The sequence below is a fragment of the Streptomyces sp. NPDC090127 genome (assembly GCF_044746945.1).
Classification (GTDB): Bacteria; Actinomycetota; Actinomycetes; order Streptomycetales; family Streptomycetaceae; genus Streptomyces.
Genome location: NZ_JBIVDE010000001.1, coordinates 540,709 through 563,539, shown reverse-complemented (window position 1 = coordinate 563,539; position 22,831 = coordinate 540,709). Strand labels below are relative to the sequence as shown.

The following is a 22,831-nucleotide window of genomic DNA, read 5'->3' as shown; positions in this document are numbered from 1 at the left end:
GGACAGGGGGTGTGCGGTCTTTTGTCAGCCGTTGGGGCGCTTGAGCCGTGCAACGAACTTGTATCGGTCGCCGCGGTACACCGAACGCACCCACTCGACGGGCTCGCCCTGGGCGTCCAACGAGTGACGGGAGAGCATCAGCATCGGCAGGCCCACGTCCGTACCGAGCAGCCCGGCTTCGCGCGGGGTGGCCAGCGAGGTCTCGATGGTCTCCTCGGCCTCGGCGAGGTGCACGTCGTACACCTCCGCGAGCGCGGTGTAGAGGGAGGTGTACTTCACCAGCGAACGGCGCAGCGCCGGGAAGCGCTTGGCCGACAGGTGCGTGGTCTCGATCGCCATCGGCTCACCGCTCGCGAGCCGCAGCCGCTCGATCCGCAGCACGCGCCCGCCGGGGGAGATGTCGAGCAGCCCGGCGAGGGTGTCGTCGGCCGTCACGTAGCCGATGTCGAGCAACTGCGAGGTGGGCTCCAGGCCCTGGGCGCGCATGTCCTCGGTGTAGGAGGTGAGCTGGAGCGCCTGCGAGACCTTGGGCTTGGCGACGAACGTGCCCTTGCCCTGGATCCGCTCCAGCCGGCCCTCGACGACCAGCTCCTGGAGGGCCTGGCGCACGGTGGTGCGCGAGGTGTCGAACTCGGCGGCCAGGGTGCGCTCGGGCGGGACGGGGGTGCCGGGCGGCAGCGTCTCCGTCATGTCGAGCAAGTGGCGCTTCAGTCGGTAGTACTTGGGCACGCGCGCGGTGCGGGTGGCGACCCCGCCCTCTTTCTCCGTGCCGCCCGCGTCCGTGGCCATGGCCTGCCTTCCCGACTCCTGTGCTGCTGCCGTCACCGGCTCCTCCGTCTGTAGCGGCTCACATGGTGGCACGGACCGGTCACGGGTCGTCGCCCTCCCTCAGGTGTCGGTCCGATAACGGACGCGACTGCCCTTCTTATACACCCTTGACACCCCTAAAGGTCTAGGCCAAGCTCCCGGTACTGGTCTAAACCATTAAAGACCAGGTCCCAGCCCCACGAGCACTACTCGACGTATGTCTTCGCGCGGTGGGGGGGTTGCAGGCATCCCTGAGGAGGGTGGCGTGAAGCGCAAGCTCATCGCGGCGATCGGCGTCGCGGGCATCATGGTCGGCGTCGCGGCATGTGGCGGTTCCGACAAGAGCGGGGACAACGCCGGCGGAGACGCCAAGGAGCTGACCGTCTGGCTGACGGTCGACGCCCAGAACAACTGGCCCGAGCTGGTCAAGGCCGCGGACGACGCGGTCACCAAGAAGCACCCGGGCATCAAGATCAAGCACGAGTACTACGGCTGGCCGGACAAGAACACCAAGCTCGACGCGGTGCTCGCCACGGACAAGGCCCCGGACGTTGTCGAGATGGGCAACTCCGAGATGATCAGCTACATGGCCAAGGGTGCCTTCGCCGAGGTCGACGCCGCCAAGTTCGAGAACTCGGACAAGTGGCTCGACGCCCTCAAGGACTCGGTCACCTACAACGGCAAGACCTACGGTGTCCCCTACTACGCCGGTGGCCGTGTGGGCACCTGGCGCAAGGACATCGCCGCCGAGGTCGGCGTCAAGGCCGCCCCGAAGACCTGGGCCGAGCTGACCGCCGCGCTCGACGCCATCCAGAAGAAGAAGGGCGCCAAGTTCAGCGCCTGGTACCAGCCTTCGCCGGACTGGTACGCCGCGATGTCCTTCGTCTTCGAGGCCGGCGGCTCCATCGCCAAGCAGGAGGGCGAGACCTGGAAGGCGAACCTCTCCTCGCCGGAGTCCGTCAAGGGCCTCACCGAGTACAAGAACATCGTCGACAAGTACATGCACGGCGACAAGACGAAGGACGAGTCCGACCGTCCGGTCGTCTTCGGCCAGGGCAACGCCGCGACGATGTTCGCCGCCGGCTGGGAGGGCGCCACCGCGGCCGACCCCAAGACCGACAAGGTCGGCGGGCTGGCGGACAAGCTCGAGAACTTCGTGATGCCCGGCCCGTCCGGCAAGAACCTCCCCGTCTTCCTCGGCGGCTCGGACCTGGCCATCCCGGTCAAGTCCAAGGCGCAGGGCGTCGCGGCCGAGTGGATCGCCGCCTTCACCGGCGCCGAGGGCCAGAAGGGCCTCGTCGCCAAGGGCAACCTGCCCAACAACAAGGCCGACCTCGCGCCGCTGAAGGCCGACCCGGCCACCACGGTCGCGGCCACCGCCGCCGAGTCCAGCTGGTTCGTCCCGACCGCTCCGGGCTGGGGTCAGGTCGAGAAGGCCCAGATCCTCAAGACGATGCTCATCGAGATCGCCAACGGCAAGAAGTCGGTCGACGCCGCCGCGAAGGACGCGGACGCCGCGATCGACAAGGTCATCAACACCAAGTGACCTATGGGCAGGGCCCCGTCACGACGACGGGGCCCTGCTTCCCGTACCACGAGAGGGATCGCTGAGGAGCACGGGATGAGTGCCGCAGACACAACCACCGCGAAGGTGCCGCCGGTGCGGCAATCGCCACCATCCGGCCCCGCGGCCGGTATCCCGAAGCCGGGGAAGAAGCCCGGGGGTGGGGGTGGGATCCCCTGGATGCTGCTCGCGCCCTGCCTGCTCATCCTCCTGCTGGTGCTCGGCTATCCGCTGGTGCGCCTGGTCACCCTCTCCTTCCAGTACTTCGGACAGCCCCAGCTCTGGGGCTTCCAGGAGGCGGAGTGGGCCGGCTTCGACAACTTCACCAAGATCCTCGGTGACGGCGAGTTCTGGGCCGTCGTCCTGCGCACCGTCATCTTCGCCGGCGGCGCCGTGGTCTCCACCATGGTCATCGGCATGATGATCGCGCTGCTCCTCCAGCGGGTCTCCGGCTGGGTCAAGGCGCTCATCAACATCGTGCTCGTGGCGAGCTGGGGCATGCCCATCATCGTCGCCACCGCCATCTTCAAATGGCTCTTCGACGCCGACTACGGCGTCCTCAACTTCGTGCTCAGCAAGATCCCGGGCGTCGACATGATCGGCCACAACTGGTTCGCCAGCGGCCCCCAGGGCCTCGCCGTCATCATGCTGCTCGTCGTCTGGGGCGCGGTGCCCTTCGTCGTCATCACGCTGAGCGCCGGCCTGACCCAGGTCCCCAAGGAGCTGGAGGAGGCCGCCCGCCTCGACGGCGCCGGAGCCTGGGGCGTCTTCCGCTTCGTCACCCTGCCCATCCTCAAGCCGATCATCGTCATGCTGACGACGCTCTCGGTCATCTGGGACATGGGCGTCTTCCCGCAGGTCTACGTGATGCGCAACGGCCACCCCGAGGCCGAGTTCCAGCTGCTCACCACGTACTCGTTCGACAAGGCGTTCGTCGTCAACGACTACGGCACCGGCTCCGCGATCGCGCTCGTCACGGTCCTGCTGCTGCTCGGCGTGGTCGCCGTGTACATGCGTCAGATGCTGAAGATCGGAGAGGTGGAGTGACCACGAACACCGCGGCCCCCGCCGTCACCCGCCCCGCCGCGACCCGTCGCCGCAAGTCCAAGCTCGGCTGGAACCTCGTCGGGCTCCTCGTCTTCGTGACGATCGGCTTCCCGGTCTACTGGATGGTCAACACGGCCTTCAAGCCGGCCAAGGACGCCATCGACCCGAACCCGCACTTCTTCCCCACCACCTTCACGCTGGAGAACTTCAAGCGTGCTCTGGAGATCGCGGACTTCTGGGGCCCGGTCACCCGCAGCCTCATCGTCTCCTCGGTGGTCGTCGTCATCGGCATCATCGTCGGCATGCTGGCGGCGCTCGCCATCTCCCGGTTCGCCTTCCGGGGCCGCAAGATCGTCATCGTCGGCATCCTCGCCGTCCAGATGGTCCCGCTCGTCGCGATGATCATCCCGGTCTTCCTGATGCTCAACGACCTGGGTCAGTACGACAAGATCACCGGGCTGATCATCACGTACCTGACCTTCATCCTGCCCTTCACGGTGTGGACGCTGCGCGGATTCATCGTCAACATCCCGAAGGAGCTGGAGGAGGCCGCCCAGGTCGACGGCTGCACCCGTACCGGCGCGTTCATCCGGGTCGTCTTCCCGCTGCTCGCCCCCGGCATGGTCGCCACCTCCGTCTACGGCTTCATCCAGGCGTGGAACGAGTACCTGTACGCGCTGATGCTGATGAGCCAGCAGAACCAGACGGCCACCGTCTGGCTCGGCAACTTCATCACGAAGAACGGCACCGAGTACGCCCCGATGATGGCGGGCTCCACGATGATGGCCGTGCCGATCGTGATCCTCTTCCTCCTCGTCCAGCGCAAGATGGCCGCGGGCCTGACGGCCGGTGCGGTGAAGGGATAACGCCGCCTCATGACCACACTCGTAAGCGCCTCGGACACCCTGACCCGTGACGCGCTCACGGTCCTCCAGCCCGGCTTCGTCGGCACGACCGCGCCCGACTGGCTGCTCCGCAGGATCGGTGAGGGTCTCTCCTCCGTCGGCCTGTTCGGCCGGAACATCGCCACCCCCGCGCAGCTCGCCGCGCTCACCGCGCAGTTGCGGGCCGAGCGGGACGACGTCCTCGTCGCGATCGACGAGGAGGGCGGCGACGTCACCCGCCTGGAGGTCCGGCACGGCTCCTCCTTCCCCGGCAACTACGCGCTCGGCGCGGTCGACGACGTCGACCTCACCCGGGCCGTCGCCGAGGAACTCGGCCGTCGGCTCGCCGCCTGCGGCGTCGACCTCAACTGGGCGCCCTCGGCCGACGTGAACTCCAACGCCGACAACCCGGTCATCGGCGTCCGGTCCTTCGGCGCCGGCCCCGACCTCGTCGCCCGGCACACCGTGGCGTACGTCGAGGGCCTCCAGGCCGTCGGCGTCGCCGCCTGCACCAAGCACTTCCCCGGGCACGGCGACACCAACGTGGACTCGCACCACGCGATGCCCCGCATCGATGTGGACCTCGCCACACTGCACGCCCGTGAGCTGGCACCTTTCCGGGCGGCGATCGCCGCGGATACCAAAGCGGTCATGAGCGCGCATATCCTGCTCTCCGCACTCGACCCCGAGCGCCCGGCGACCCTGAGCCCGCAGATCCTGACCGGTCTGCTCCGCCAGGAGCTGGGCTTCGACGGGCTGATCGTGACCGACGGCATGGAGATGCAGGCCATCGCGTCGACGTACGGCATCGAGCGCGGATCCGTCCTCGCGATCGCCGCGGGCGCCGACGCCATCTGCGTCGGCGGCGGGCTGGCCGACGAGGACACCGTGCTGCGGCTGCGCGACGCGCTGGTCGCGGCGGTACGGACCGGTGAACTGCCCGAGGAGCGGCTGGCCGACGCCGCGGCGCGGGTACGGGCCCTGGCGGCCTGGACCCAGGCGCACCGGGCCAGGGGGGCTGAATCGGGGCCGGGCGCGGCAGTGCAGGAGGGGACCGCGCCCGGCACCGAGATCGGGCTCGTCGCGGCCCGCCGGGCCGTGGCCCTCACGCCGGGGGAGCTGCCCTACACCCCGATCACCGACGCCCCGTACGTCGCCGCCTTCACCCCGGTCGCCAACATCGCCGTGGGTGACGAGACGCCCTGGGGTGTGGCGGCCGAGCTGGAGCGGCTGATGCCCGGCACCGAGACCGGTGCGTTCGACGAGCCGTCGGTGGACGCCGTGCTCGCCGCAGCGAAGGAACGGCGGATCGTCGCGGTCGTCCGGGACGCCCACCGGCACCCGTGGATGACCGAGGCCCTCGACGTCCTGCTCGCGGCCCGGCCGGACACCGTCGTCGTGGAGATGGGTCTGAACCAGGCCACGCCCCGCGGCGCCCTGCACATCGCCACGCACGGCGCGGCCCGCGTCTGCGGGCGCGCGGCGGCAGAGGCCATCGTCGGGATCTGAGAACCGGTACGACGAAGGGGCCCGGCACCTGAACCAGGTGCCGGGCCCCTTCGTCGTCCGAGGCGCGTCCGTGAACGCGTGGATGCTAGATGCCCTGCCAGGCGGGCTTGTTGGCGAAGGTGTGGCGGAAGTAGTCCGCGAGCTTCAGCTTGGAGGCGGCGGCCTCGTCCACGACGACCGTGGCGTGCGGGTGCAGCTGCAGCGCGGAGGCCGGCACGACCGCGGCGACCGGGCCCTCGACGGTCTGGGCCACGGCGTCGGCCTTGCCCTCGCCGGTGGCGAGGAGCACCAGGTGACGGGCCTCCAGGATGGTGCCGATGCCCTGGGTGATGACGTGGTGCGGCACCTGCTCGATGTCGTTGTCGAAGAAGCGCGCGTTGTCGACGCGGGTCTGCTCGGTGAGCGTCTTGATCCGCGTCCGGGAGGCGAGCGAGGAGCACGGCTCGTTGAAGCCGATGTGCCCGTCCGTCCCGATGCCGAGGATCTGGAGGTCGACACCGCCGGCCTCACGCAGGGCCAGGTCGTAGGCCTCGCAGGCCGCCTGGACGTCCTCGGCCGAGCCGTCGGGGCCCATGAAGGCGTCCTGCGAGAGCCCGAGCGGCTCCACGACCTGACGCAGCACGGTGGAGCGGTACGACTCCGGGTGCCCGGTGGGCAGCCCGACGTACTCGTCCAGCTGAGCGATCCGGGCGCGCGAGGCGTCCACGGAACCGGCCTTGACCTGGGCGATCAGGGCCTCGTAGATGGGCAGCGGAGTCGAGCCGGTGGCAACGCCGAGCAGCGCGTCGGGCTTGCGGCGCAGGAGGCCGGCGATGCCGTCCGCGATGAGCTCTCCGCCCGCCGTGGCGTCCGGGACGATGACAACTTCCACGCTGTGCCTGCCGATCTGGTGAGGGGCTGGTGAGGGGCCTGGTGGTATAGACCAATCAAAGCTCAATCTAGCAGAGCGGAGGCCGTCCGCTCAGGCCCTTCCAGCCGTCGAACGCTGCCCTCCCCATGGTCGAACGGGACGCCCCCCACAGCCACCGGAGCCCTGGGCCCCGGGGCCTCGCCCCTCCGGCGCTCCGGCTTGGGCTCCTCCGGCCCCCGGCCCCGGAAGGCTCTCAAGCCCCCGAGCCTCGGCCCCTCAAGCCCCCCGAGCCTCGGCCTCTCAAGCCCCCCGAGCCTCGGCCTCTCAAGCCCCCCGAGCCTCGGCCCCTCAAGCCCCCCGAGCCTCGGCCCCTCAAGCCCCCCGAGCCTCGGCCCCTCCGGGCCCCGGTCTCAGCTCCTCCCGCCCCGTGCTTCTCGCGCTCCTGCCCTCTCCCTGAATCTCCGGCCCCCGCCCCGTCCGTCAGGCGATCGAACCCCCCGTCGCGTCGATCCACTGCCCCGTCACCCAGCGTCCGTCGTGCGAGGCCAGGAAGGCCACCACGTCGGCTATGTCCTCCGGTGTCCCGACCCTGCCGAGCGTCGAGAGCGCCGCGGCTCCCGCCCAGGCCTCGTCGTTCCCGCGCAGCCAGCTCGCGTTGATGTCCGTGTCCACGATCCCGGGCGCCACCGCGTTGACCGTGATGCCCCGCGCGCCCAGCACCTTCGACAGATAGCGCGTGAAGGTGTCCAGGGCGCTCTTGGACATCGCGTACGCGATCAGCTCGGGCATCATCGCGGCGTGGCTCAGGCCGGTGGAGACGTTGATGATCCGGCCGCCGTCGCGCAGCCGCTCCGCCCCCTGCTGTGCGAGGAAGAACGGCGCCTTCGTGTTCACCGCGAAGACCCGGTCGTACTCCGCCTCGTCGATCGTCGCGAACGGCTGCGAGGCCGCGATGCCCGCGTTGTTCACGAGGATGTCGAGCCCGGCCCCGCCCACCCGCTCGTCGAACCGCTCCCAGAGCGCCGCCGCGTCCCCCTCGGTCCCGAGCTCCTGGCCGATCGCGAAGGCCTCGCCGCCCGTCGCCTCGATCGCCGCGACGGTCTCCTTCGCGGCCGTCTCGTTGGTCCCGTAGTGCACCGCGACCCGTGCGCCGTCCCGGCCCAGCCGCTCGGCGATACCCCGCCCGATGCCCCTGCTGCCGCCCGTGACCAGTGCCGTTTTCCCTGCGAGCGCTCCCATGGGACGCCCCCCTCACTTCTGTAGTGGTCGTTACAGAAATGACCGTAGCACCCCTTCCGTAGCGCCCGCTATAGAATTGGCGTCATGACGACAGGACAGCGCGGCCGCCCCCGCTCGTTCGACCGCCTCACGGCGCTGGAGCAGGCCACGATGGCGTTCTGGGAGCACGGGTACGAAACGACCTCGGTCGCCGACCTCACCCGCGCCATGGGCATCAGCGCCCCGAGCCTCTACGCCGCCTTCGGCGACAAGAAGGCCCTGTTCGAGGAGGTCGTGGAGGCCTACGCCGTCAGTTACGGCGCGTACGGCGGGCGGGCCTTCTCGGAGGAGCCGACGGCGCGCGGCGCGCTCGCCCGGATGCTGAGGGAGGCGGCGGACGTCTTCACCGACCCGTCCCACCCGCGCGGCTGCCTGATGATCTCCGCCGCGACCAACTGCTCGAACACCGAGGTCGAGCAGGCGCTGCGGGACCGCCGTGCGCTCAACCTGGCGGCGTTCGAGGAGCGGATCCGCCGGGGCGTCGACGCCGGGGAGGTGCCCGACGGCGCGGACCCCCACACCCTGGCCCGGCTCTACGGCGCGGTCCTCCAGGGCATGTCCCAGCAGGCGCGCGACGGGGCCACCAGGGCGGAGCTGGAGGCGGTCGCGGAGGCGGCGATGCTGTCCTGGCCCTCGTCCGCGTCCGAGCCGACGCCCCGGTCCGCGTCCACGCCGGGGCCGGCCGGGACGGCGAGCTGAAAGCCCCCGGAAAACACCCGCGGGCTACGGCGCCCGACGGGACCCTCAACCCGTCCGGCACCGCAGCCCGGAGTTACCCGGCCGAGGATGTGCGGTCCACGGCCGTATGGGGAGGTCTCGACGCAGTCAGGGCAGAGAGCGTCGATCACCTCGTCCGCCCTCCTGTGCGGGGAGGGCGGAGGTCTTTCGCAGGATGCTGCTCCGCCATTGTGGACTAGACCATTCTCGTCTGTCCATCCATCGGCAAGGCCGCGTTCCCGGCCCATCCTCCAACACGAACGCCGTGAGATCCAGGTTCATCGCCTGCCGATTCCGCAGGTACGCTCGCCTCTGTGCCCTCCATGAACGACCTCGTCCGCCAGCACACCGCTCTGAGTGAGTCCGACCTCGAGTGGCTCCATCTGCTGGTCTCGGAGTGGCAGCTGCTCTCCGACCTGTCCTTCGCCGACCTCGTGCTGTGGGTCCCTACCCTGGACGGCACCCGCTATGTCTCCGTCGCGCAGATGCGGCCGAACACCGGGCCGACCTCCTACCAGGACGACATGATCGGCCACCTGGTCCCGCGCGGCCGCCGCCCCCTGCTCGACGCCGCCCTGGACGAGGGGCGGATCGTGCGCGAGGGCGACCCGGAGTGGCGCGAGGAGGTTCCCGTACGGGTCGAGTCCATCCCCGTGCGCCGCGAGGGCCGTGTCCTCGGTGTCATCGCCCGTAACACCAACCTGCTCACCGTGCGGACCCCCTCCCGCCTGGAGCTGACCTACCTCCAGTCCGCCTCCGACCTGGCCCAGATGATCGCCGCCGGAACGTTCCCCTTCCCCGGCGAGGCCGTCGACATGGACTCCTCGCCGCGCGCCGGCGACGGTCTCATCCGCCTCGACGCCGACGGCATCGTCCAGTACGCCTCGCCCAACGCCCTCTCCGCGTACCACCGGCTCGGCCTCGCCGCCGACCTCGTCGGCCAGCACCTCGGCCAGATCACCGCCGAACTCGCCCCCTCCCGCGGCCCGGTCGACGAGGCCCTGGTCAAACTGGCCTCCGGCTACGCCCCGCGCGAGGCGGAGGTCGAGGGCAACGGCGGTGTCATCCAGCTCCGGGCGATCCCGCTCAAGCCCAAGGGCACCCGCATCGGTTCCCTCGTCCTGCTCCGTGACGTCACCGAACTGCGGCGCCGTGAGCGCGAGTTGATCACCAAGGACGCCACCATCCGGGAGATCCACCACCGGGTGAAGAACAACCTCCAGACCGTGGCCGCGCTGCTGCGGCTGCAGGCCCGCCGGATGGACTCCGACCAGGGCCGCGAGGCCCTCAACGAGGCGGTGCGCAGGGTCGGTTCGATCGCCATCGTGCACGAGACGCTCTCCCAGAACCTGGACGAGCGGGTCGAGTTCGACGAGATCGCCGACCGGGTGATCGCGATGGTCGCCGAGATCTCCCCGGGCAAGGTGACCTGCCGGCGCAACGGCCGGTTCGGCATCCTCGACGCCGAGGTCGCCACCCCGCTCTCCATGGTCCTCACCGAGATTCTCCAGAACGCCCTGGAACACGCCTTCGCGCAGGGGGAGCAGGGCACGGTCGAGGTCACCGCCGTCCGCGGCGAACCCCGCGCGGACGCACGGCTGCTGATCACGGTCCAGGACGACGGCCGCGGTCTGCCCGAGGGCTTCGACCCGCAGCGCGCGGGCAACCTGGGCCTGCAGATCGTACGGACCCTGGTGGAGGGGGAGTTGGGCGGCACGTTCGACATGCTGCCGGGCGGTCGGCGCGGAACCAAGGTCGTCCTCGACATCCCCGTACAGCCCCAGAAGTGAACGCGTGAACGGCTGACCGGCCGGTCGCCCGGCCGCACAGAGCAGCGAGCCCCGGACCGAAGAAGATCGGTCCGGGGCTCGAATGCTGTGGGTTACTGCTGCGCGCTGCGGCTCGGGGGCGGTGATTGCGTACGCGATGTACGCGCCGCTTGCCTCAGGCTGTCAGGGTGCTCAGGCGCTGGCGTTGCGCGCCCGGTTGCGAGCGGCACGGCGCTTCATCGCGCGGCGCTCGTCCTCGCTGAGGCCACCCCAGACGCCGGAGTCCTGGCCGGACTCGAGCGCCCACTGCAGGCACTGCTCCATGACGGGGCAGCGGCGGCAGACGGCCTTGGCTTCCTCGATCTGCAGCAGCGCAGGACCGGTGTTGCCGATGGGGAAGAACAGCTCGGGGTCTTCCTCACGACAAACGGCGTTGTGACGCCAGTCCATGGCTGCTACCTCTCTTGGTATTACGTGCAGGTTGCTTGTGAATGTGAACGCTTTCACGAATCCCCCCGCAAGGGAAGGGCCGACTGCCAGATGAACTGGCGTGGTCCTTGGATTGAGGAGGGGTTCTGGCTCTCAGTGGAGGCCGGTCTTGCGGGCCGTCCCGATCGCCAAGAAGAGACTCGCAAACCTCGGCACCGGATACAACCCCTTCCGGAAAGTTTTTTTTGATTCCTCGGTGTCGGCTAGGTCACAGCCGTACTTCTAAGGGGTGGATGGCAGCCTAAACGTTCGAGTGAAAGGACTTTCGGCCCTTCCACTCACACAATCACACGCAGTGCACGGCGAACGCCTGTGAACGTCACGCTCGTACGCAGTCCTAGGTGGTCTCCGTCCATCTGCAGCGGGAGCGGAACCTTCGAATGCAAGGTGAAGTCCGTCAGATCGTGCAGAGACAGTGCGTGCTTGCCGTGCGGGCCGCGCTCGGGGCTCGAAGTGAGCAGTTGGGTGGCGTACCGGGCCACCGCCGGGGTCGAGAGGCGGCTCAGTCCGAGGACGTCGAGCGCGGTCTCGAAGGATGCCTCCGGGGACGCGTACACCGGACGATTGCCCAGGTAGGTCCAGGGGGAGGTGTTGCAGATTATGGAGAGGACCAGCTCCTCGACCGGGGCCTCGCCGGGTCGCTCCAGGGTGATCGTTCCGTGCCGGCGGTTCGGCTCCTCCAGGAACTGGCGGACCACCTGCCGGAGGTAGAGCGCGTGCGTCGATCTCTTGCCGCGCTCCCGCTGCTGTTCGACTCGCCCGATGACACTGGCGTCGAATCCGAATCCCGCGCAGAACGTGAACCAGCGGGACGGGACGGCCTCGTCATCGGTGCCCGGCGTGCCGGACGCGAGCCCGAGGCTCACGGTGCGTGCACGGCGCTCACGGAGCGCGTCGAGGAGCGCGCCCGTCGCCTCGACCGCGTCGTTGGGCAGACCGAGCGCGCGGGCGAAGACATTGGTGGACCCGCCGGGCACGATCGCGAGCCCCGGCAGCCGGTCCGGATCCGGACCGTTGTGCAGGAGGCCGTTGACGACCTCGTTCACCGTCCCGTCGCCACCGAGGGCGACGACCATCTCGATGTCCTCGGACTCGGCGGCCCGGCGGCCGAGGTCACGGGCGTGGCCCCGGTACTCGGTGGTGACGGCCTCCAGCTTCATCTCGCTCGCGAGGGCGTGGATGAGGACGTCACGGGTGCGGGCACTGGTGGTGGTGGCTGCCGGATTGACCACGAGAAGTGCGCGCATGGCCGCCAGGGTACCTACCCGGCGGTACTGATTCCCAGTCGTGGCCACCTGCCGGACGTCCCCTGGCCAGGGGGTGGCTCGTGACCCGGGGGTGGCCCCTGGCCAGGGGGTGGCTCGTGACCCGAGGACGGCCCTGACCCGAGGGCGGCCCCCGGGGCCCGGCTACCCTGCCAGGTATGAGCAGTACGGAGCAGACTCCCCGCCCTGTCCGGTTGACCGCGGCGGCCGCGGTGGCCGGAACCGAAGCCCTCGCGCTGATGATCGGGGGCGTGTACGTGCTCGTGACCGCGCTCACCGGAGACCCCGACGGCCTGGCGCAGGCGGTCATGGGCGGGGCGACCCTGATCGCACTCGGCCTCATCCCGGGCGCCGCCGCGCGCGGCCTCCTGCTGCGCCGCGCCTGGAGCCGGGGGCCGGCGATCATCACCCAGATCCTGGCCCTGCCGGTCGCCTGGCAGCTCCTCCAGGCGAACAGCGCCCTGATCCCGGGCGGCATCGCCCTCGCCGTCCTCGCCGTCAGCGGGCTGGTACTGCTCGTGAACCCCGCGACGACCGAGGCGCTGGGCATCGGCCGCCGCGGCGAGGCGTGAGGTCGGCGAGGAGGGACGTGGCAGGGGCGGCGTGACGTCGTAGCGGCGTGACGTAAGGGCGCCACCGCGCGCCGCCCCACGGCTGTGCCCGCTGCGGCGCTTCCCGTCCGGCGATGCCGCGCGGCGCCTACCGCTCCCGCGATGCCCCTCCCGCGGTCCCGCTACTCCTCGACGAGGAGCTTCTCCCGTAGCTGGGCCAGCGTGCGTGCCAGCAGACGGGAGACGTGCATCTGCGAGATGCCGACCTCCTGCGCGATCTGCGACTGGGTCATGTTGCCGAAGAAGCGAAGCAGCAGGATCCGCTTCTCCCGGGGCGGCAGGTCCTCCAGGAGCGGCTTGAGCGACTCCCGGTACTCGACCCCCTCCAGCGCCTCGTCCTCCGCGCCGAGGGTGTCCGCGACCGCCGGGGACTCGTCGTCCGTGTCCGGCACGTCCAGGGAGAGCGTCGAGTAGGCGTTCGCCGACTCCAGGCCCTCCAGGACCTCCTCCTCGGAGATACCGAGCCGCTCCGCGAGCTCGTGCACCGTCGGGGAGCGGCCGTGCAGCTGGGACAGCTCCGCCGTCGCCGTCGTGAGCGAGAGCCGCAGCTCCTGGAGTCGGCGCGGCACGCGCACCGCCCAGCCCTTGTCCCGGAAGTGGCGCTTGATCTCGCCGACGACCGTGGGCGTCGCGTACGTCGAGAACTCGACGCCACGCTCCGGGTCGAAGCGGTCCACCGACTTGATCAGGCCGATCGTCGCGACCTGCGTCAGGTCGTCCAGCGGCTCGCCCCGGTTGCGGAACCGCCGGGCCAGGTGCTCGACCAGCGGCAGGTGCATCCGTACCAGCTGATTGCGCAGCTCGGCCTTCTGCGGGGAGCCCTCGGGGAGGTCGCGCAGCTCGACGAAGAGCGCGCGCGCCCCGCTCCGGTCGTGCGGGTCCGGAGCCTCCCGCGGGGCGTGCGGAACCTCGGGAACGTCCTCGGCCTTCTGTGGCTCGGCGTCCTTCGGGACCTCGTTGTGCTGCTCGTGCTCGCTCATCTGGACCGCCTGCTCCGTAGCGACCTCGATCTCGACCTCCGGATGCGGCCGCGCCTGCTGCTCAGGGATGCCGGCCGTCGCGTCCCCGCTCCTCACGCCGGGCCTGGCCCCGCGCCGCGCTGTTTGTACAGGCTGATGGAGACCGTCTTGTCGTCCGCGACGGACGACTCGACCTTCCCGGCCAGCGCGGAGAGCACGGTCCACGCGAAGGTGTCCCGCTCCGGAGCCCGGCCGTCCGTCGTGGGGGCCGAGACCGTCACGTCGAGCGAGTCGTCGACCAGCTGGAAGACACAGCTCAGGACGGAACCCGGGACGGCCTGCTGGAGCAGGATGGCGCACGCCTCGTCGACCGCGATCCGCAAGTCCTCGATCTCGTCGAGGGTGAAGTCCAAGCGCGCCGCGAGGCCGGCCGTGGCCGTACGCAGCACGGACAGGTAGGCACCCGCAGCGGGCAGCCGGACTTCCACGAAGTCCTGGGACCCGGGCTCGCCTGCGATCTGGGACACCCTCACCTCCAAGGTGGCACAAGCTCATTCGGGGCCCGAGGGGAGAAAGCCCCCCGAACCGGGCGGTACGCAGTCGGTTGCGCGATCCGCCGTGACGCTATCGCGATCCATGCCGCCGTGTCGCCGTGGGCCCCGGTCGGGACCTCGCCCCCGTATGTCACTCATGGTAAGGCCATGAGTACGCACAGTGGCTAGAGGTCTGCGGGGCCCAATTGTGAGCGACCGGCGGAGGATTGTCGTACCCAACCGTCAGACGATCGAACCGTCCACGAAGCACCACCGCCAGCGCTCGTTCGGCTCGAAGGTCCGCATCACCGGGTGGCCGGTGGTCGAGAAGTGCCCGGTGGCGTGCCGGCCCGCCGATGAGTCGCAGCAGCCGACGTGCCCACAGCTGAGGCAGAGCCGCAGCTGGACGGGGTGCGTGCCGTCGGTCAGACATTCAGGACAGGTGTCGGTCAGCGGCGCCGGTTCGGGGCGCGGCATTACGGCAACGTGCGGGCACTCGCTCATGATGGCCAGGTTACGTGGTGGATCGAGCCGGGGACGGGGACCGAAGGATGGACGCACTGCAGCTGGTGGGACTCGTCGCGGGGAGTGCCGCGGTGGCGGGCGTGGCCCGCAGGACACCGGTACCGGCGCCGCTGCTCCTGGTGACCGCCGGCCTCGCCGCTTCGTACGTGCCTGGCATCCCGGACTACACGCTCGACCCGCACATCATCCTGCCGCTCATCCTGCCCCCGCTCCTCTACACGGCGGCGGTGGACTCCTCGTACCTCGATCTGCGGGCCAACATCCGGCCCGTCGCCCTGCTCTCGGTGGGGTACGTCCTCTTCGCCACCGTGGCGGTCGGCTGGCTCGCCTACGTCCTCGTCCCGGACCTGCCGCTGACCGCGGCGCTCGTGCTCGGCGCGGTCGTCGCGCCGCCGGACGCGGTCGCCGCGACGGCGATCGCCCGGAAGCTGGGCCTGCCGAACCGGATCACCACCATCCTCCAGGGCGAGTCCCTGGTGAACGACGCCACCGCCATCACCGCCTTCAAGGTCGCGCTCGCCGCCGCGGTGGGCGAGGGCATCAGCTGGGCGGGCGGCGTCGGCGAGTTCGCGCTCGCGGCTGTCGGCGGGATCGGCGTCGGCCTTGTCCTGATGGTCCCGATCCACTGGCTGCGCCTCCACCTCGGCGAGGCCCTGCTCCAGAACACCCTCTCGCTGCTGATCCCCTTCGTCGCCTACGCGGCGGCCGAGGAGGTCGGCGCCTCCGGTGTCCTCGCCGTGGTCGTCGTCGGCCTCTTCCTCGGACACCGCAACTGGCAGGTGGACTTCGCGACCCGCCTCCAGGAGGAGGCGGTGTGGAAGATGGTCGCCTTCGTCCTGGAGTCCGCCGTCTTCGCCCTCATCGGCCTGCAGCTGCCGTACGTCGTCCAAGGCCTCGGGCGGTACGGGATCGGCGACGCGATCGGGTACGCCGTCGGGGTCTTCGTGGCCGTGGTCGTCGTCCGCTTCGTCTGGGTCTACCCGGCGACCTTCCTGCCGCGCTGGTTGTCGGAGCGGATCAGGGAGCGGGAGCCGGGGGTGGACTGGAGGGCGCCGCTGGTCGTCGGCTGGGCCGGCATGCGGGGCGTGGTCTCGCTCGCCATCGCCTTCTCCATCCCGGTGATGGCCGACGGGGTGGAGTTCCCCGCCCGCAACCTCGTCCTCTTCCTCACCTTCACCACCGTCATCGGGACCCTGGTGGTCCAGGGCCTCACCCTGCCGCCGCTGATCCGGCTCCTGAAGCTCCCCGGCCGCGACACCTACCAGGAGACGCTCGCCGAGGCGCAGGCCCAGAGCGAGGCGTCCCGGGCGGCGGAGGAGCGCCTCGACGCCCTGCTGGCCGACGAGCGCAACGCGCTGCCTCAGCCGCTGGCCGAGCGGCTCCGCACGGTCCTGGAACGGCGCCGCAACGCGGTCTGGGAGCGCCTCGGCACGGTGAACGAGGTCACCGGCGAGAGCGTCGACGACACCTACCGACGGCTCTCCCGCGAGATGATCGAGGCCGAGCGCGAGGTGTTCGTCCAGCTGCGGGACCAGCGCCGCATCGACGACGAGATGCTGCGCACGCTGCTGCGCCGGCTGGACCTCGAGGAGGCGGCGGCCTACCGCGAGGAGACCGGCTGACGCCGGGCGGGTTCGGGCCTCAGGAGGCGGCGGCGTGTCCGGACTCCGGAAGGGCGCTTCCAGCAGCGGCGAGGGGTCTCCGGCCTCAGGAGGCGGCGCGTCCGGTCTCAGGAGGGGGCGCGTCTGGTCTCAGGAGGCGGCGCGTCCGGTCTCAGGAGGGGGCGCGGCCGGTGGTGTCGGGGGCGCCCGTCACCACCGCCGCGATCCCCGTGCCCGGGGCGAACGCGCCCTCCTCGGCGAGGACGACAAGTCCGTAGAGCATTTTGGCGACATACAGCCGCTCGATGGCGAGTCCATGCCGCGCCTCGAAGTCCTCGGCGAACGCGTCGAGGGCAGGGTTCGTCCGCGCGTAACCGCCGCCGTGGAAGCGCTCGTCGAGGCTCCAGTCGCCCTGGGGGCCCCCGAACGCGGCGCGCTGCAGGGCGCGTACCTCGTCGCCCAGGAAGCCGCCTCTGAGGACCGGGACGCCGAGCGCCCGCTGTCCGGGGCCCAGACCGGCCGCCAGGCCCGCCAGGGTGCCACCGGTGCCGCAGGCGACGGCCACCAGCTCCGCGGCGCCGCGCAGTTCGCGGCCGAGCTCCACGCAGCCCTCGACGGCGAGGGCGTTGCTGCCGCCCTCGGGGACGACGTACGTCCCCGAGGGGGACCGGGCGAGCAGCTCGGCCAGGACCTCCGGGTCGGCCTTCGCCCGGTAGGTGGCACGGTCCACGAACACCAGCCGCATCCCGTCCGCCGCGCACCGCGCCAACGACGGGTTCAGGGGACGGTCGGCCAGCTCCTGGCCCCGGACGACACCGATCGTGGCGAAGCCGAGCAGCCGGCCCGCCGCGGCCGTCGCGCGCAGGTGGTTGGAGTACGCGCCGCCGAACGTGAGCACCGGGCGGCCGTCCGCCGCGCGCAGATTCAGTGCCAGTTTCCGCCACTTGTTGCCCGGCAGGTCCGGATGGATCAGGTCGTCGCGCTTCAGCAGCAGCCGCAGACCGCGGCGGGTGAAACGTTCGTCCTCGACCGGCTCCAGGGGGGACGGGAGCCGGGGGCGCAGGCGGGCGAGGTCGAACGCGTTCACCCGGCCATTGTCCACGGGCACGGCCTGTGAGCAGGGGCGCTGCGCCTGTGGGCCGCGTGCCGTGCCCGTGGACGGAGCGCGGCTACCGCAGGCGTTCGGCGATCCGCGCGCGCATCGAGGCCATGGTGAAGCCGCGCGGGTCGACCTTCCCCGGCTGCCACTCCAGGTGGCCGATCACCGACCGCTGGTTCCAGCCGTGTACCCGGCACACCGCCGCGGCCGCCTTCTCGATGGCCTCCAGCTGCACCTTGGGCCAGGGATCGGAACCGTTGCCGAGGTTCTCGCACTCGAAGCCGTAGAAGTGCCGGTTGCCGTCCGTCGTGGCCTCGTTGTCCGGTGGGAGGCTCCGCTCGGCGATGACCGCCCGCAGCACCTCGTCGTCGCCGGCGCCCGCGTGGTTGGCCCGGCCGTAGCCGACCAGGTGGACGGTGCCGTCCTTGGCGATCACGCCGTGGCAGAGCGGCCCGGGCAGGGCGCTGTGACCGTCCCGGCAGAGCGCCACGGTGTGGGCGGTGCCGCGCGTGACCGTGTGGTGGATCATCACGCCGTGGACGGGGCCCCAGGGGCCCTTGTGGTTGCGGTTGTGGGTGCGCCAGTCGCCGACCTGGACGACCGAGAGGCCCTCGTCGCGCAGGGCGTCGAGGAACCTGCTCGCGGACATGGGTGGGGCCATGACCAGCTCCTTCGGGGTAGCGGGACAACGAAGCGGAACGGGACGGGGAGCCGGGCACCCCGTCATCGGAGTACCGGAGGGAACGGCTCCGCGCTATCCGTTCGGGCCCTGTGCGAGCCGATCCGGACACCGCGCCACGAGGCGCACGGGGCTGCGCTGTTCGAGTGGAAAGCGAGTGACATGCCCAGCCGGGAGCCGATCACTCCCACTCATTTGTGTAATGGCGCCCGCACTCTCCGTGCTGAAAGGCTTCCTCTCGCAGGTCATTCACATCGAGAGGGAGTTCCATGTCCGTTGGTTCGGTTGGCGACGAGGTCCGCGCGGATCAGGCGACGCCGCAGCAGAGTCTCGGTACCGCCGCCGCGCGGAACCTGGCGACCACCACCAAGTCGGCGCCGCAGATGCAGGAGATCACCTCCCGGTGGCTGCTGCGGATGCTGCCGTGGGTGCAGGTCCAGGGCGGTACCTACCGGGTGAACCGGAGGCTCAGCTACTCCGTGGGGGACGGTCGCGTCACCTTCGTCCAGACCGGTGAGCGAGTCGCGGTCATCCCCGCGGAGCTCGGTGAACTCCCCGCGCTGCGTGGCTACGACGACGAGGAGGCCCTCGCGGAGCTCGCGTCGCGGTGCCGCCAGCGCGAGTACGCGCCGGGAGAGGTGATCGCGGCCGAGGGCGAGGCCGCCGACCGCGTGCACCTCCTGGCGCACGGCAGGGTCGAGCAGATCGGCGAGGGGCCGTACGGCGACGAAGCGGTCCTCGGAGTCCTCGCCGACGGCGCGTACTTCGGTGACAGCGCCCTGACCCACGAGGACAGCACGTGGGAGTGGACCGCCCGCGCGGCCACCACCTGCACCGTCCTCGAACTGACCCGCGACGACGTGCGGAACCTGGCCGAGCGGGCCACCTCCCTCGCCGATCACCTCGCGAGCGTCGCCGCACTGCCCCACCAGCGCACCAACAAGTTCGGCGAGGCCGCGATCGACCTCTCCGCCGGCCACGTCGGCGAGGCGGTCGTCCCGCACACCTACGTCGACTACGACGCCTCGCCGCGCGAGTACGAACTGTCGGTGGCGCAGACGGTCCTGAAGGTCCACAGCCGCGTCGCGGACCTCTACAACCAGCCGATGAACCAGACCGAGCAGCAGTTGCGGCTCACGGTCGAGGCGCTGCGCGAGCGCCAGGAGCACGAGCTGATCAACAACCGCGAGTTCGGTCTGCTCTCCAACTGCGACTACGGCCAGCGCCTCCAGCCGCACGACGGCGTGCCCAGCCCCGACGACATGGACGAGCTCCTCTCCCGGCGCCGGGGCTCGAAGATGTTCATCGCCCACCCGCGCGCCATCGCCGCCTTCGGGCGCGAGTGCAACCGCCGGGGCCTGGTCCCCGAGTCCATCGAGATCAACGGCAACCGCATCCCGACCTGGCGCGGTGTCCCGATCTTCCCGAGCAACAAGATCCCGATCTCGGACGCCCGCACCACGTCCATCATCTGCATGCGTACGGGCGAGGCCGACCAGGGCGTGATCGGTCTGCACCAGACGGGCATCCCGGACGAGATCGAGCCCAGCCTCTCCGTGCGCTTCATGGGCATCGACGAGCAGGCGATCATCTCCTACCTGGTCACGGCGTACTACTCGGCGGCGATCCTCGTGCCCGACGCGCTCGGAGTCCTGGAGAACGTGGAGGTCAGCCGCTGGCGCTGACGCGTCGGCCCGGTGACCGTGGCGGGGGGCCGCGCCGACCGGCCCCCCACCACGACCCCAGACGCCAAGCGACTCAACGTAAAGAGGGGGAAGTGTGACCATGACCCGGGCGGATGCCGTGGGCGACACCCAGGGCGCCGTGGCGCTCCTCGACCAGACACGGAGCGTCGTCAATCCCCAACTGCGCACGACCATCGAGTCGTTGCCGGGATCCATACGGCGCGTCGCGATGTACCACTTCGGCTGGGAGCAGGCCGACGGCTCCCCGGACGCCGGGCAGACGGGCAAGGCGATCCGGCCCGCGCTGGTGCTCGCCGCCACCCGCGCACTCGGCGGTGACCCGGCGCCCGCCGTGCGGGCCGCCGCAGCCGTGGAGCTCGCGCACAACTTCACGCTGCTCCACGACGACATCGTGGACGAGGACTCGACCCGCCGGCACCGGCCCACGGCCTGGACGGTGTTCGGCATCCCCGACGCGCTGATCGCGGGCGACGCCATGCTCGCGCTGGCGCTGCGGCTGCTCGCCGAGGACGGCCACCCGGCGTCGGCCGGCGCGTCGACCCGGCTCGCCGCCTGCGTCATCGAGCTCTGCGCCGGGCAGCAGGCGGACTGCGCCCTGGAGCACCGGGGCCCCCACGAGGTGACCCTGGACGAGTGCGTGGCGATGGCCACCGCCAAGACCGGCGCCCTGCTCGGCGCCTCCTGCGCCATCGGCGCGCTGTACGCGGGGGCGGGGGACGAGGAGGTCGTGGCGCTGGACGCGTTCGGCAGGGAGGCCGGGCTCGCCTTCCAGCTGATCGACGACCTGATCGGCATCTGGGGCGACCCGGAGCGCACGGGCAAGCCCGCGGGCGCGGATCTCGTCGCCCACAAGAAGTCGCTGCCGGTGGTCGCGGCGCTCACCTCGGGTACGGCGGCGGGGGAGGAGCTGGCCGAGCTGTACGCCCGTCCGGAGCTGGACGCGGCGGCGGTACGGGCGGCGGCGGACGCGGTCGAGCGGGCGGGCGGCCGCGACTGGGCGCAGATCCAGGCGGCGGACCGGATGGCCCGCGCCGTCCAGCACCTGTCCCGGGCGGTACCGGACCTGGCGGCGGCCGGGGACCTGCTCGCCCTGGCGGAGTTCGTCACGCGCCGGACCCGGTGAGGGGGGCGGTCGGTCAGGTCTCCGGGAGCTGGCGGGGGGCAGTCGGTCAGGTCTCCGGGAGCTGACGGGGGGCGGCCGGTCAGGTCTCCGGAGTATGAGAGGGATCGCCTGTCAGGTCTCCGGGACGATGCGGTGGACCACGGTCTCGATGAGGTCGTCCAGGTCGCGGTCCTCATGGAGGCCGGGGACCGTGAAATGGTCGAAGAGCAGCCCGGTGAGGGCGAAGTAGAGCAGCCGGACCGTGTCCGCGTCACCCGGCATGCCGGCCTCGACATGCGAGCGGATGTTGAAGTCGAGGTCCGAGCGCAGCACCTTGGTGAGCTGCGTCCGCAGCTCCGGGCGCCGCGTGGCCTCCAGCCGGAGCTCGAACAGACCCAGGAAGCAGGTGCGTTCGGCGGCCATCCGCCGGGCGAGCCAGCGCATCAGCTCGACGACGAGCTCCCGGCTGGGCTCGGGCCGGAAGGCCGAGGCCAGGGAGTCCGGCTCCGGGGTCATCCGGACGAAGATCCGGTCCGCGACCTGGGAGAGCAGCTGGTCCCGGTCGGTGAAGTAGTTGGACGCCGTGCCCGTGGGGACGCCCGCCCGGCCGTCGACGGCCCGGAAGGTGAGCCCACGGGCACCTTCGTCCCCCAGTACCTCGATCGCCGCGTCGAGCAGGGCCGTACGCCGTTCCGGGTTCCTGGCCACCGGACCTCCTGATTCCACTTCTCGTCGGAAGATAGCTCTTGCGCAACCACTACAGGTGAAGCACTATAGCCGTCGTGGTTGCGACCGCAGCCCGCTTCACGAAGACGAAAAGGAATGGTTTGCGCAAGCTCACCTATTACATCGCCTGCTCCATCGACGGCTTCATCGGTGACCCCGACGGCGACGCCTCGTCCATGTTCGCGTTCTCGACCGGGACGTACATGGAATTCATGGTCGGCGAGTACCCGGAGACCATCCCGGTGCAGGGCCGTGGTCCCCTCGGCGTCGACGCCGACAACAAGCGCTTCGACACCGTCATCCAGGGCCTGAACTCGTACCAGCTCGCCCTCGACATCGGCGTCACCAGCCCCTACGCCCACCTGCGGGAGATCGTCGCGACCCGCTCGCTCACCGAGTCGCCCGACCCGAACGTCGAGCTCATCGCCGACGACCTGGTCGGCCGGGTCCGCGCGCTCAAGGCCGAGGACAGCCCGCTCGGCATCTGGCTCTGCGGTGGTTCCCAGGTGGCGGGCGCGCTGGTCGAGGAGATCGACGAGCTGGTCATCAAGACGTACCCGCAGGTCTACGGCTCCGGCATGCCGATGTTCGGCGCCGACTTCGCGCCCCGCGACTTCGAGCTGGGCGAGGTGCGCACCTTCGACAACGGCGTGCTCGTCCGCACGTACACCAGGAAGCGGTGACCGGGGGCGCGCCCTACCCTGGGAGGTATGGGCAGCGAGACCCCGCGTACGGTACGGGACCCGCAGGCCAAGCCCACGTGCCTGGCCTGCGGTCGCCCCGTCGGTATCGTCGCGAAGCGGCACAAGGTCCTGGGGGCCTGGGTGCCGGAGTGGGAAGTGCAGCCGTGCCGTAACCCGGCGTGTGCGCGCTACATCGATCCCGCCCCCGTCGACGATGAGGGCGAGGGCGAGGGCGACGGCCCGGCAGGGACCTCCGACACGCCCGGCGGAGCCGGGGCCGCGGTGTCCGCTCCCGCGGGCGGTCCGGACGTCCCTCCCGACAGCGGCGCCGAGACCGCTACCCCGCAGGTGACCGGCAAGAACGGCGAGATCGGGAGAAGTCCGGCCACAGGGTGACCGGGCCGCGCGAAGGAGCCGTTCCGCCCGCT

Annotated in this window: 23 protein-coding genes; 12 read left to right on the top strand and 11 right to left on the bottom strand. The window is 70.8% G+C overall.

The annotated features are described in order from the left end of the window. Positions 1 to 24: 24 nt before the first annotated feature. Positions 25 to 789, bottom strand: coding sequence for a GntR family transcriptional regulator (locus ACIPPS_RS02460; RefSeq protein ID WP_401427171.1), 765 nt, complete (start codon positions 787 to 789; stop codon positions 25 to 27). 283 nt (positions 790 to 1,072) lie between these two features. Here ACIPPS_RS02460 and ACIPPS_RS02455 point away from each other — a divergent pair, with 283 nt between their 5' ends. From ACIPPS_RS02455 to ACIPPS_RS02440, 4 genes are all read left to right on the top strand, one after another. Beyond that, entirely contained in the window at positions 1,073 to 2,353 is a 1,281-nt protein-coding gene (locus ACIPPS_RS02455; protein WP_401425866.1) for an extracellular solute-binding protein, read from the top strand. 75 nt (positions 2,354 to 2,428) lie between these two features. Continuing rightward, on the top strand, positions 2,429 to 3,418 hold the full coding sequence (locus ACIPPS_RS02450; protein WP_401425863.1) for a carbohydrate ABC transporter permease: 990 nt from the start codon (positions 2,429 to 2,431) through the stop codon (positions 3,416 to 3,418). Continuing rightward, the gene (locus ACIPPS_RS02445; protein WP_401425861.1) at positions 3,415 to 4,284 is read left to right on the top strand and encodes a carbohydrate ABC transporter permease; all 870 of its coding nucleotides are present in this window, start codon (positions 3,415 to 3,417) and stop codon (positions 4,282 to 4,284) included. Before ACIPPS_RS02450 ends, ACIPPS_RS02445 begins: the two co-directional genes overlap by 4 nt. Before the next feature lie 9 nt (positions 4,285 to 4,293). Beyond that, positions 4,294 to 5,811 carry a glycoside hydrolase family 3 protein gene (locus ACIPPS_RS02440; protein ID WP_401425858.1) on the top strand — a complete coding sequence of 506 codons (1,518 nt, stop codon included), beginning with the start codon at positions 4,294 to 4,296 and terminating at the stop codon, positions 5,809 to 5,811. A gap of 85 nt (positions 5,812 to 5,896) precedes the next feature. On the opposite strand, the gene nagB is transcribed toward ACIPPS_RS02440, so the two are convergent. Together nagB and ACIPPS_RS02430 are read right to left on the bottom strand one after the other, a co-directional pair. After that, on the bottom strand, positions 5,897 to 6,682 hold the full coding sequence (gene nagB, locus ACIPPS_RS02435; RefSeq protein WP_401425856.1) for a glucosamine-6-phosphate deaminase: 786 nt from the start codon (positions 6,680 to 6,682) through the stop codon (positions 5,897 to 5,899). A gap of 459 nt (positions 6,683 to 7,141) precedes the next feature. Next, the gene (locus ACIPPS_RS02430) at positions 7,142 to 7,900 is read right to left on the bottom strand and encodes an SDR family oxidoreductase (protein ID WP_401425853.1); all 759 of its coding nucleotides are present in this window, start codon (positions 7,898 to 7,900) and stop codon (positions 7,142 to 7,144) included. 84 nt (positions 7,901 to 7,984) lie between these two features. On the opposite strand from ACIPPS_RS02430, the gene ACIPPS_RS02425 reads away from it, so the two are divergent. Both ACIPPS_RS02425 and ACIPPS_RS02420 read left to right on the top strand, forming a co-directional pair. Next, positions 7,985 to 8,638 carry a TetR/AcrR family transcriptional regulator gene (locus ACIPPS_RS02425; RefSeq protein WP_401425851.1) on the top strand — a complete coding sequence of 218 codons (654 nt, stop codon included), beginning with the start codon at positions 7,985 to 7,987 and terminating at the stop codon, positions 8,636 to 8,638. Positions 8,639 to 8,979: 341 nt separating this feature from the next. Further along, the gene (locus ACIPPS_RS02420; protein ID WP_401427169.1) at positions 8,980 to 10,446 is read left to right on the top strand and encodes a sensor histidine kinase; all 1,467 of its coding nucleotides are present in this window, start codon (positions 8,980 to 8,982) and stop codon (positions 10,444 to 10,446) included. Positions 10,447 to 10,617: 171 nt separating this feature from the next. Here the strand turns inward: ACIPPS_RS02420 and ACIPPS_RS02415 are convergent, their stop codons facing one another. Continuing rightward, a complete protein-coding gene (locus ACIPPS_RS02415; protein ID WP_003953983.1) occupies positions 10,618 to 10,875 on the bottom strand; it encodes a WhiB family transcriptional regulator in 258 nt (85 codons plus the stop codon). A 317-nt stretch (positions 10,876 to 11,192) separates the two neighbouring features. Further along, the gene (locus ACIPPS_RS02410; RefSeq protein WP_401425849.1) at positions 11,193 to 12,161 is read right to left on the bottom strand and encodes a diacylglycerol/lipid kinase family protein; all 969 of its coding nucleotides are present in this window, start codon (positions 12,159 to 12,161) and stop codon (positions 11,193 to 11,195) included. A gap of 176 nt (positions 12,162 to 12,337) precedes the next feature. On the opposite strand from ACIPPS_RS02410, the gene ACIPPS_RS02405 reads away from it, so the two are divergent. Further along, the gene (locus ACIPPS_RS02405) at positions 12,338 to 12,751 is read left to right on the top strand and encodes a hypothetical protein (protein ID WP_401425846.1); all 414 of its coding nucleotides are present in this window, start codon (positions 12,338 to 12,340) and stop codon (positions 12,749 to 12,751) included. A gap of 161 nt (positions 12,752 to 12,912) precedes the next feature. Here the strand turns inward: ACIPPS_RS02405 and ACIPPS_RS02400 are convergent, their stop codons facing one another. The 3 genes from ACIPPS_RS02400 to ACIPPS_RS02390 form a co-directional block, all read right to left on the bottom strand. Then, positions 12,913 to 13,866 carry an RNA polymerase sigma factor SigF gene (locus ACIPPS_RS02400; RefSeq protein WP_401425844.1) on the bottom strand — a complete coding sequence of 318 codons (954 nt, stop codon included), beginning with the start codon at positions 13,864 to 13,866 and terminating at the stop codon, positions 12,913 to 12,915. Further along, positions 13,863 to 14,276, bottom strand: a complete 414-nt coding sequence (locus tag ACIPPS_RS02395; RefSeq protein ID WP_401425841.1) for an anti-sigma regulatory factor — start codon at positions 14,274 to 14,276, stop codon at positions 13,863 to 13,865. Before ACIPPS_RS02395 ends, ACIPPS_RS02400 begins: the two co-directional genes overlap by 4 nt. A 249-nt stretch (positions 14,277 to 14,525) precedes the next feature. Beyond that, positions 14,526 to 14,786, bottom strand: a complete 261-nt coding sequence (locus tag ACIPPS_RS02390; protein ID WP_401425838.1) for a UBP-type zinc finger domain-containing protein — start codon at positions 14,784 to 14,786, stop codon at positions 14,526 to 14,528. A gap of 47 nt (positions 14,787 to 14,833) precedes the next feature. Here ACIPPS_RS02390 and ACIPPS_RS02385 point away from each other — a divergent pair, with 47 nt between their 5' ends. After that, positions 14,834 to 16,429 carry a Na+/H+ antiporter gene (locus ACIPPS_RS02385; protein WP_401425836.1) on the top strand — a complete coding sequence of 532 codons (1,596 nt, stop codon included), beginning with the start codon at positions 14,834 to 14,836 and terminating at the stop codon, positions 16,427 to 16,429. Between the two features lie 151 nt (positions 16,430 to 16,580). Here ACIPPS_RS02385 and ACIPPS_RS02380 read toward each other — a convergent pair whose 3' ends face one another. Next, positions 16,581 to 17,495: a 1-aminocyclopropane-1-carboxylate deaminase/D-cysteine desulfhydrase gene (locus ACIPPS_RS02380; RefSeq protein WP_401425833.1), complete on the bottom strand. Its 915-nt coding sequence runs from the start codon at positions 17,493 to 17,495 to the stop codon at positions 16,581 to 16,583. Positions 17,496 to 17,577: 82 nt separating this feature from the next. Further along, positions 17,578 to 18,168: an N-acetylmuramoyl-L-alanine amidase gene (locus ACIPPS_RS02375; protein ID WP_401425830.1), complete on the bottom strand. Its 591-nt coding sequence runs from the start codon at positions 18,166 to 18,168 to the stop codon at positions 17,578 to 17,580. A gap of 287 nt (positions 18,169 to 18,455) precedes the next feature. Between ACIPPS_RS02375 and ACIPPS_RS02370 the strand changes: the two genes are divergently transcribed. Further along, complete coding sequence (locus ACIPPS_RS02370; protein WP_401425828.1) at positions 18,456 to 19,871, top strand: family 2B encapsulin nanocompartment shell protein; 1,416 nt, start codon at positions 18,456 to 18,458, stop codon at positions 19,869 to 19,871. A 100-nt stretch (positions 19,872 to 19,971) separates the two neighbouring features. Further along, the gene (locus ACIPPS_RS02365; RefSeq protein ID WP_401425825.1) at positions 19,972 to 21,015 is read left to right on the top strand and encodes a family 2 encapsulin nanocompartment cargo protein polyprenyl transferase; all 1,044 of its coding nucleotides are present in this window, start codon (positions 19,972 to 19,974) and stop codon (positions 21,013 to 21,015) included. Between the two features lie 111 nt (positions 21,016 to 21,126). Here ACIPPS_RS02365 and ACIPPS_RS02360 read toward each other — a convergent pair whose 3' ends face one another. After that, entirely contained in the window at positions 21,127 to 21,702 is a 576-nt protein-coding gene (locus ACIPPS_RS02360) for a TetR/AcrR family transcriptional regulator (protein WP_401425822.1), read from the bottom strand. A 119-nt stretch (positions 21,703 to 21,821) separates the two neighbouring features. Between ACIPPS_RS02360 and ACIPPS_RS02355 the strand changes: the two genes are divergently transcribed. Next, complete coding sequence (locus ACIPPS_RS02355; protein WP_401425820.1) at positions 21,822 to 22,403, top strand: dihydrofolate reductase family protein; 582 nt, start codon at positions 21,822 to 21,824, stop codon at positions 22,401 to 22,403. A gap of 27 nt (positions 22,404 to 22,430) precedes the next feature. Next, positions 22,431 to 22,799, top strand: coding sequence for a hypothetical protein (locus ACIPPS_RS02350; protein ID WP_401425817.1), 369 nt, complete (start codon positions 22,431 to 22,433; stop codon positions 22,797 to 22,799). The last annotated feature ends 32 nt before the right edge of the window (positions 22,800 to 22,831 follow it).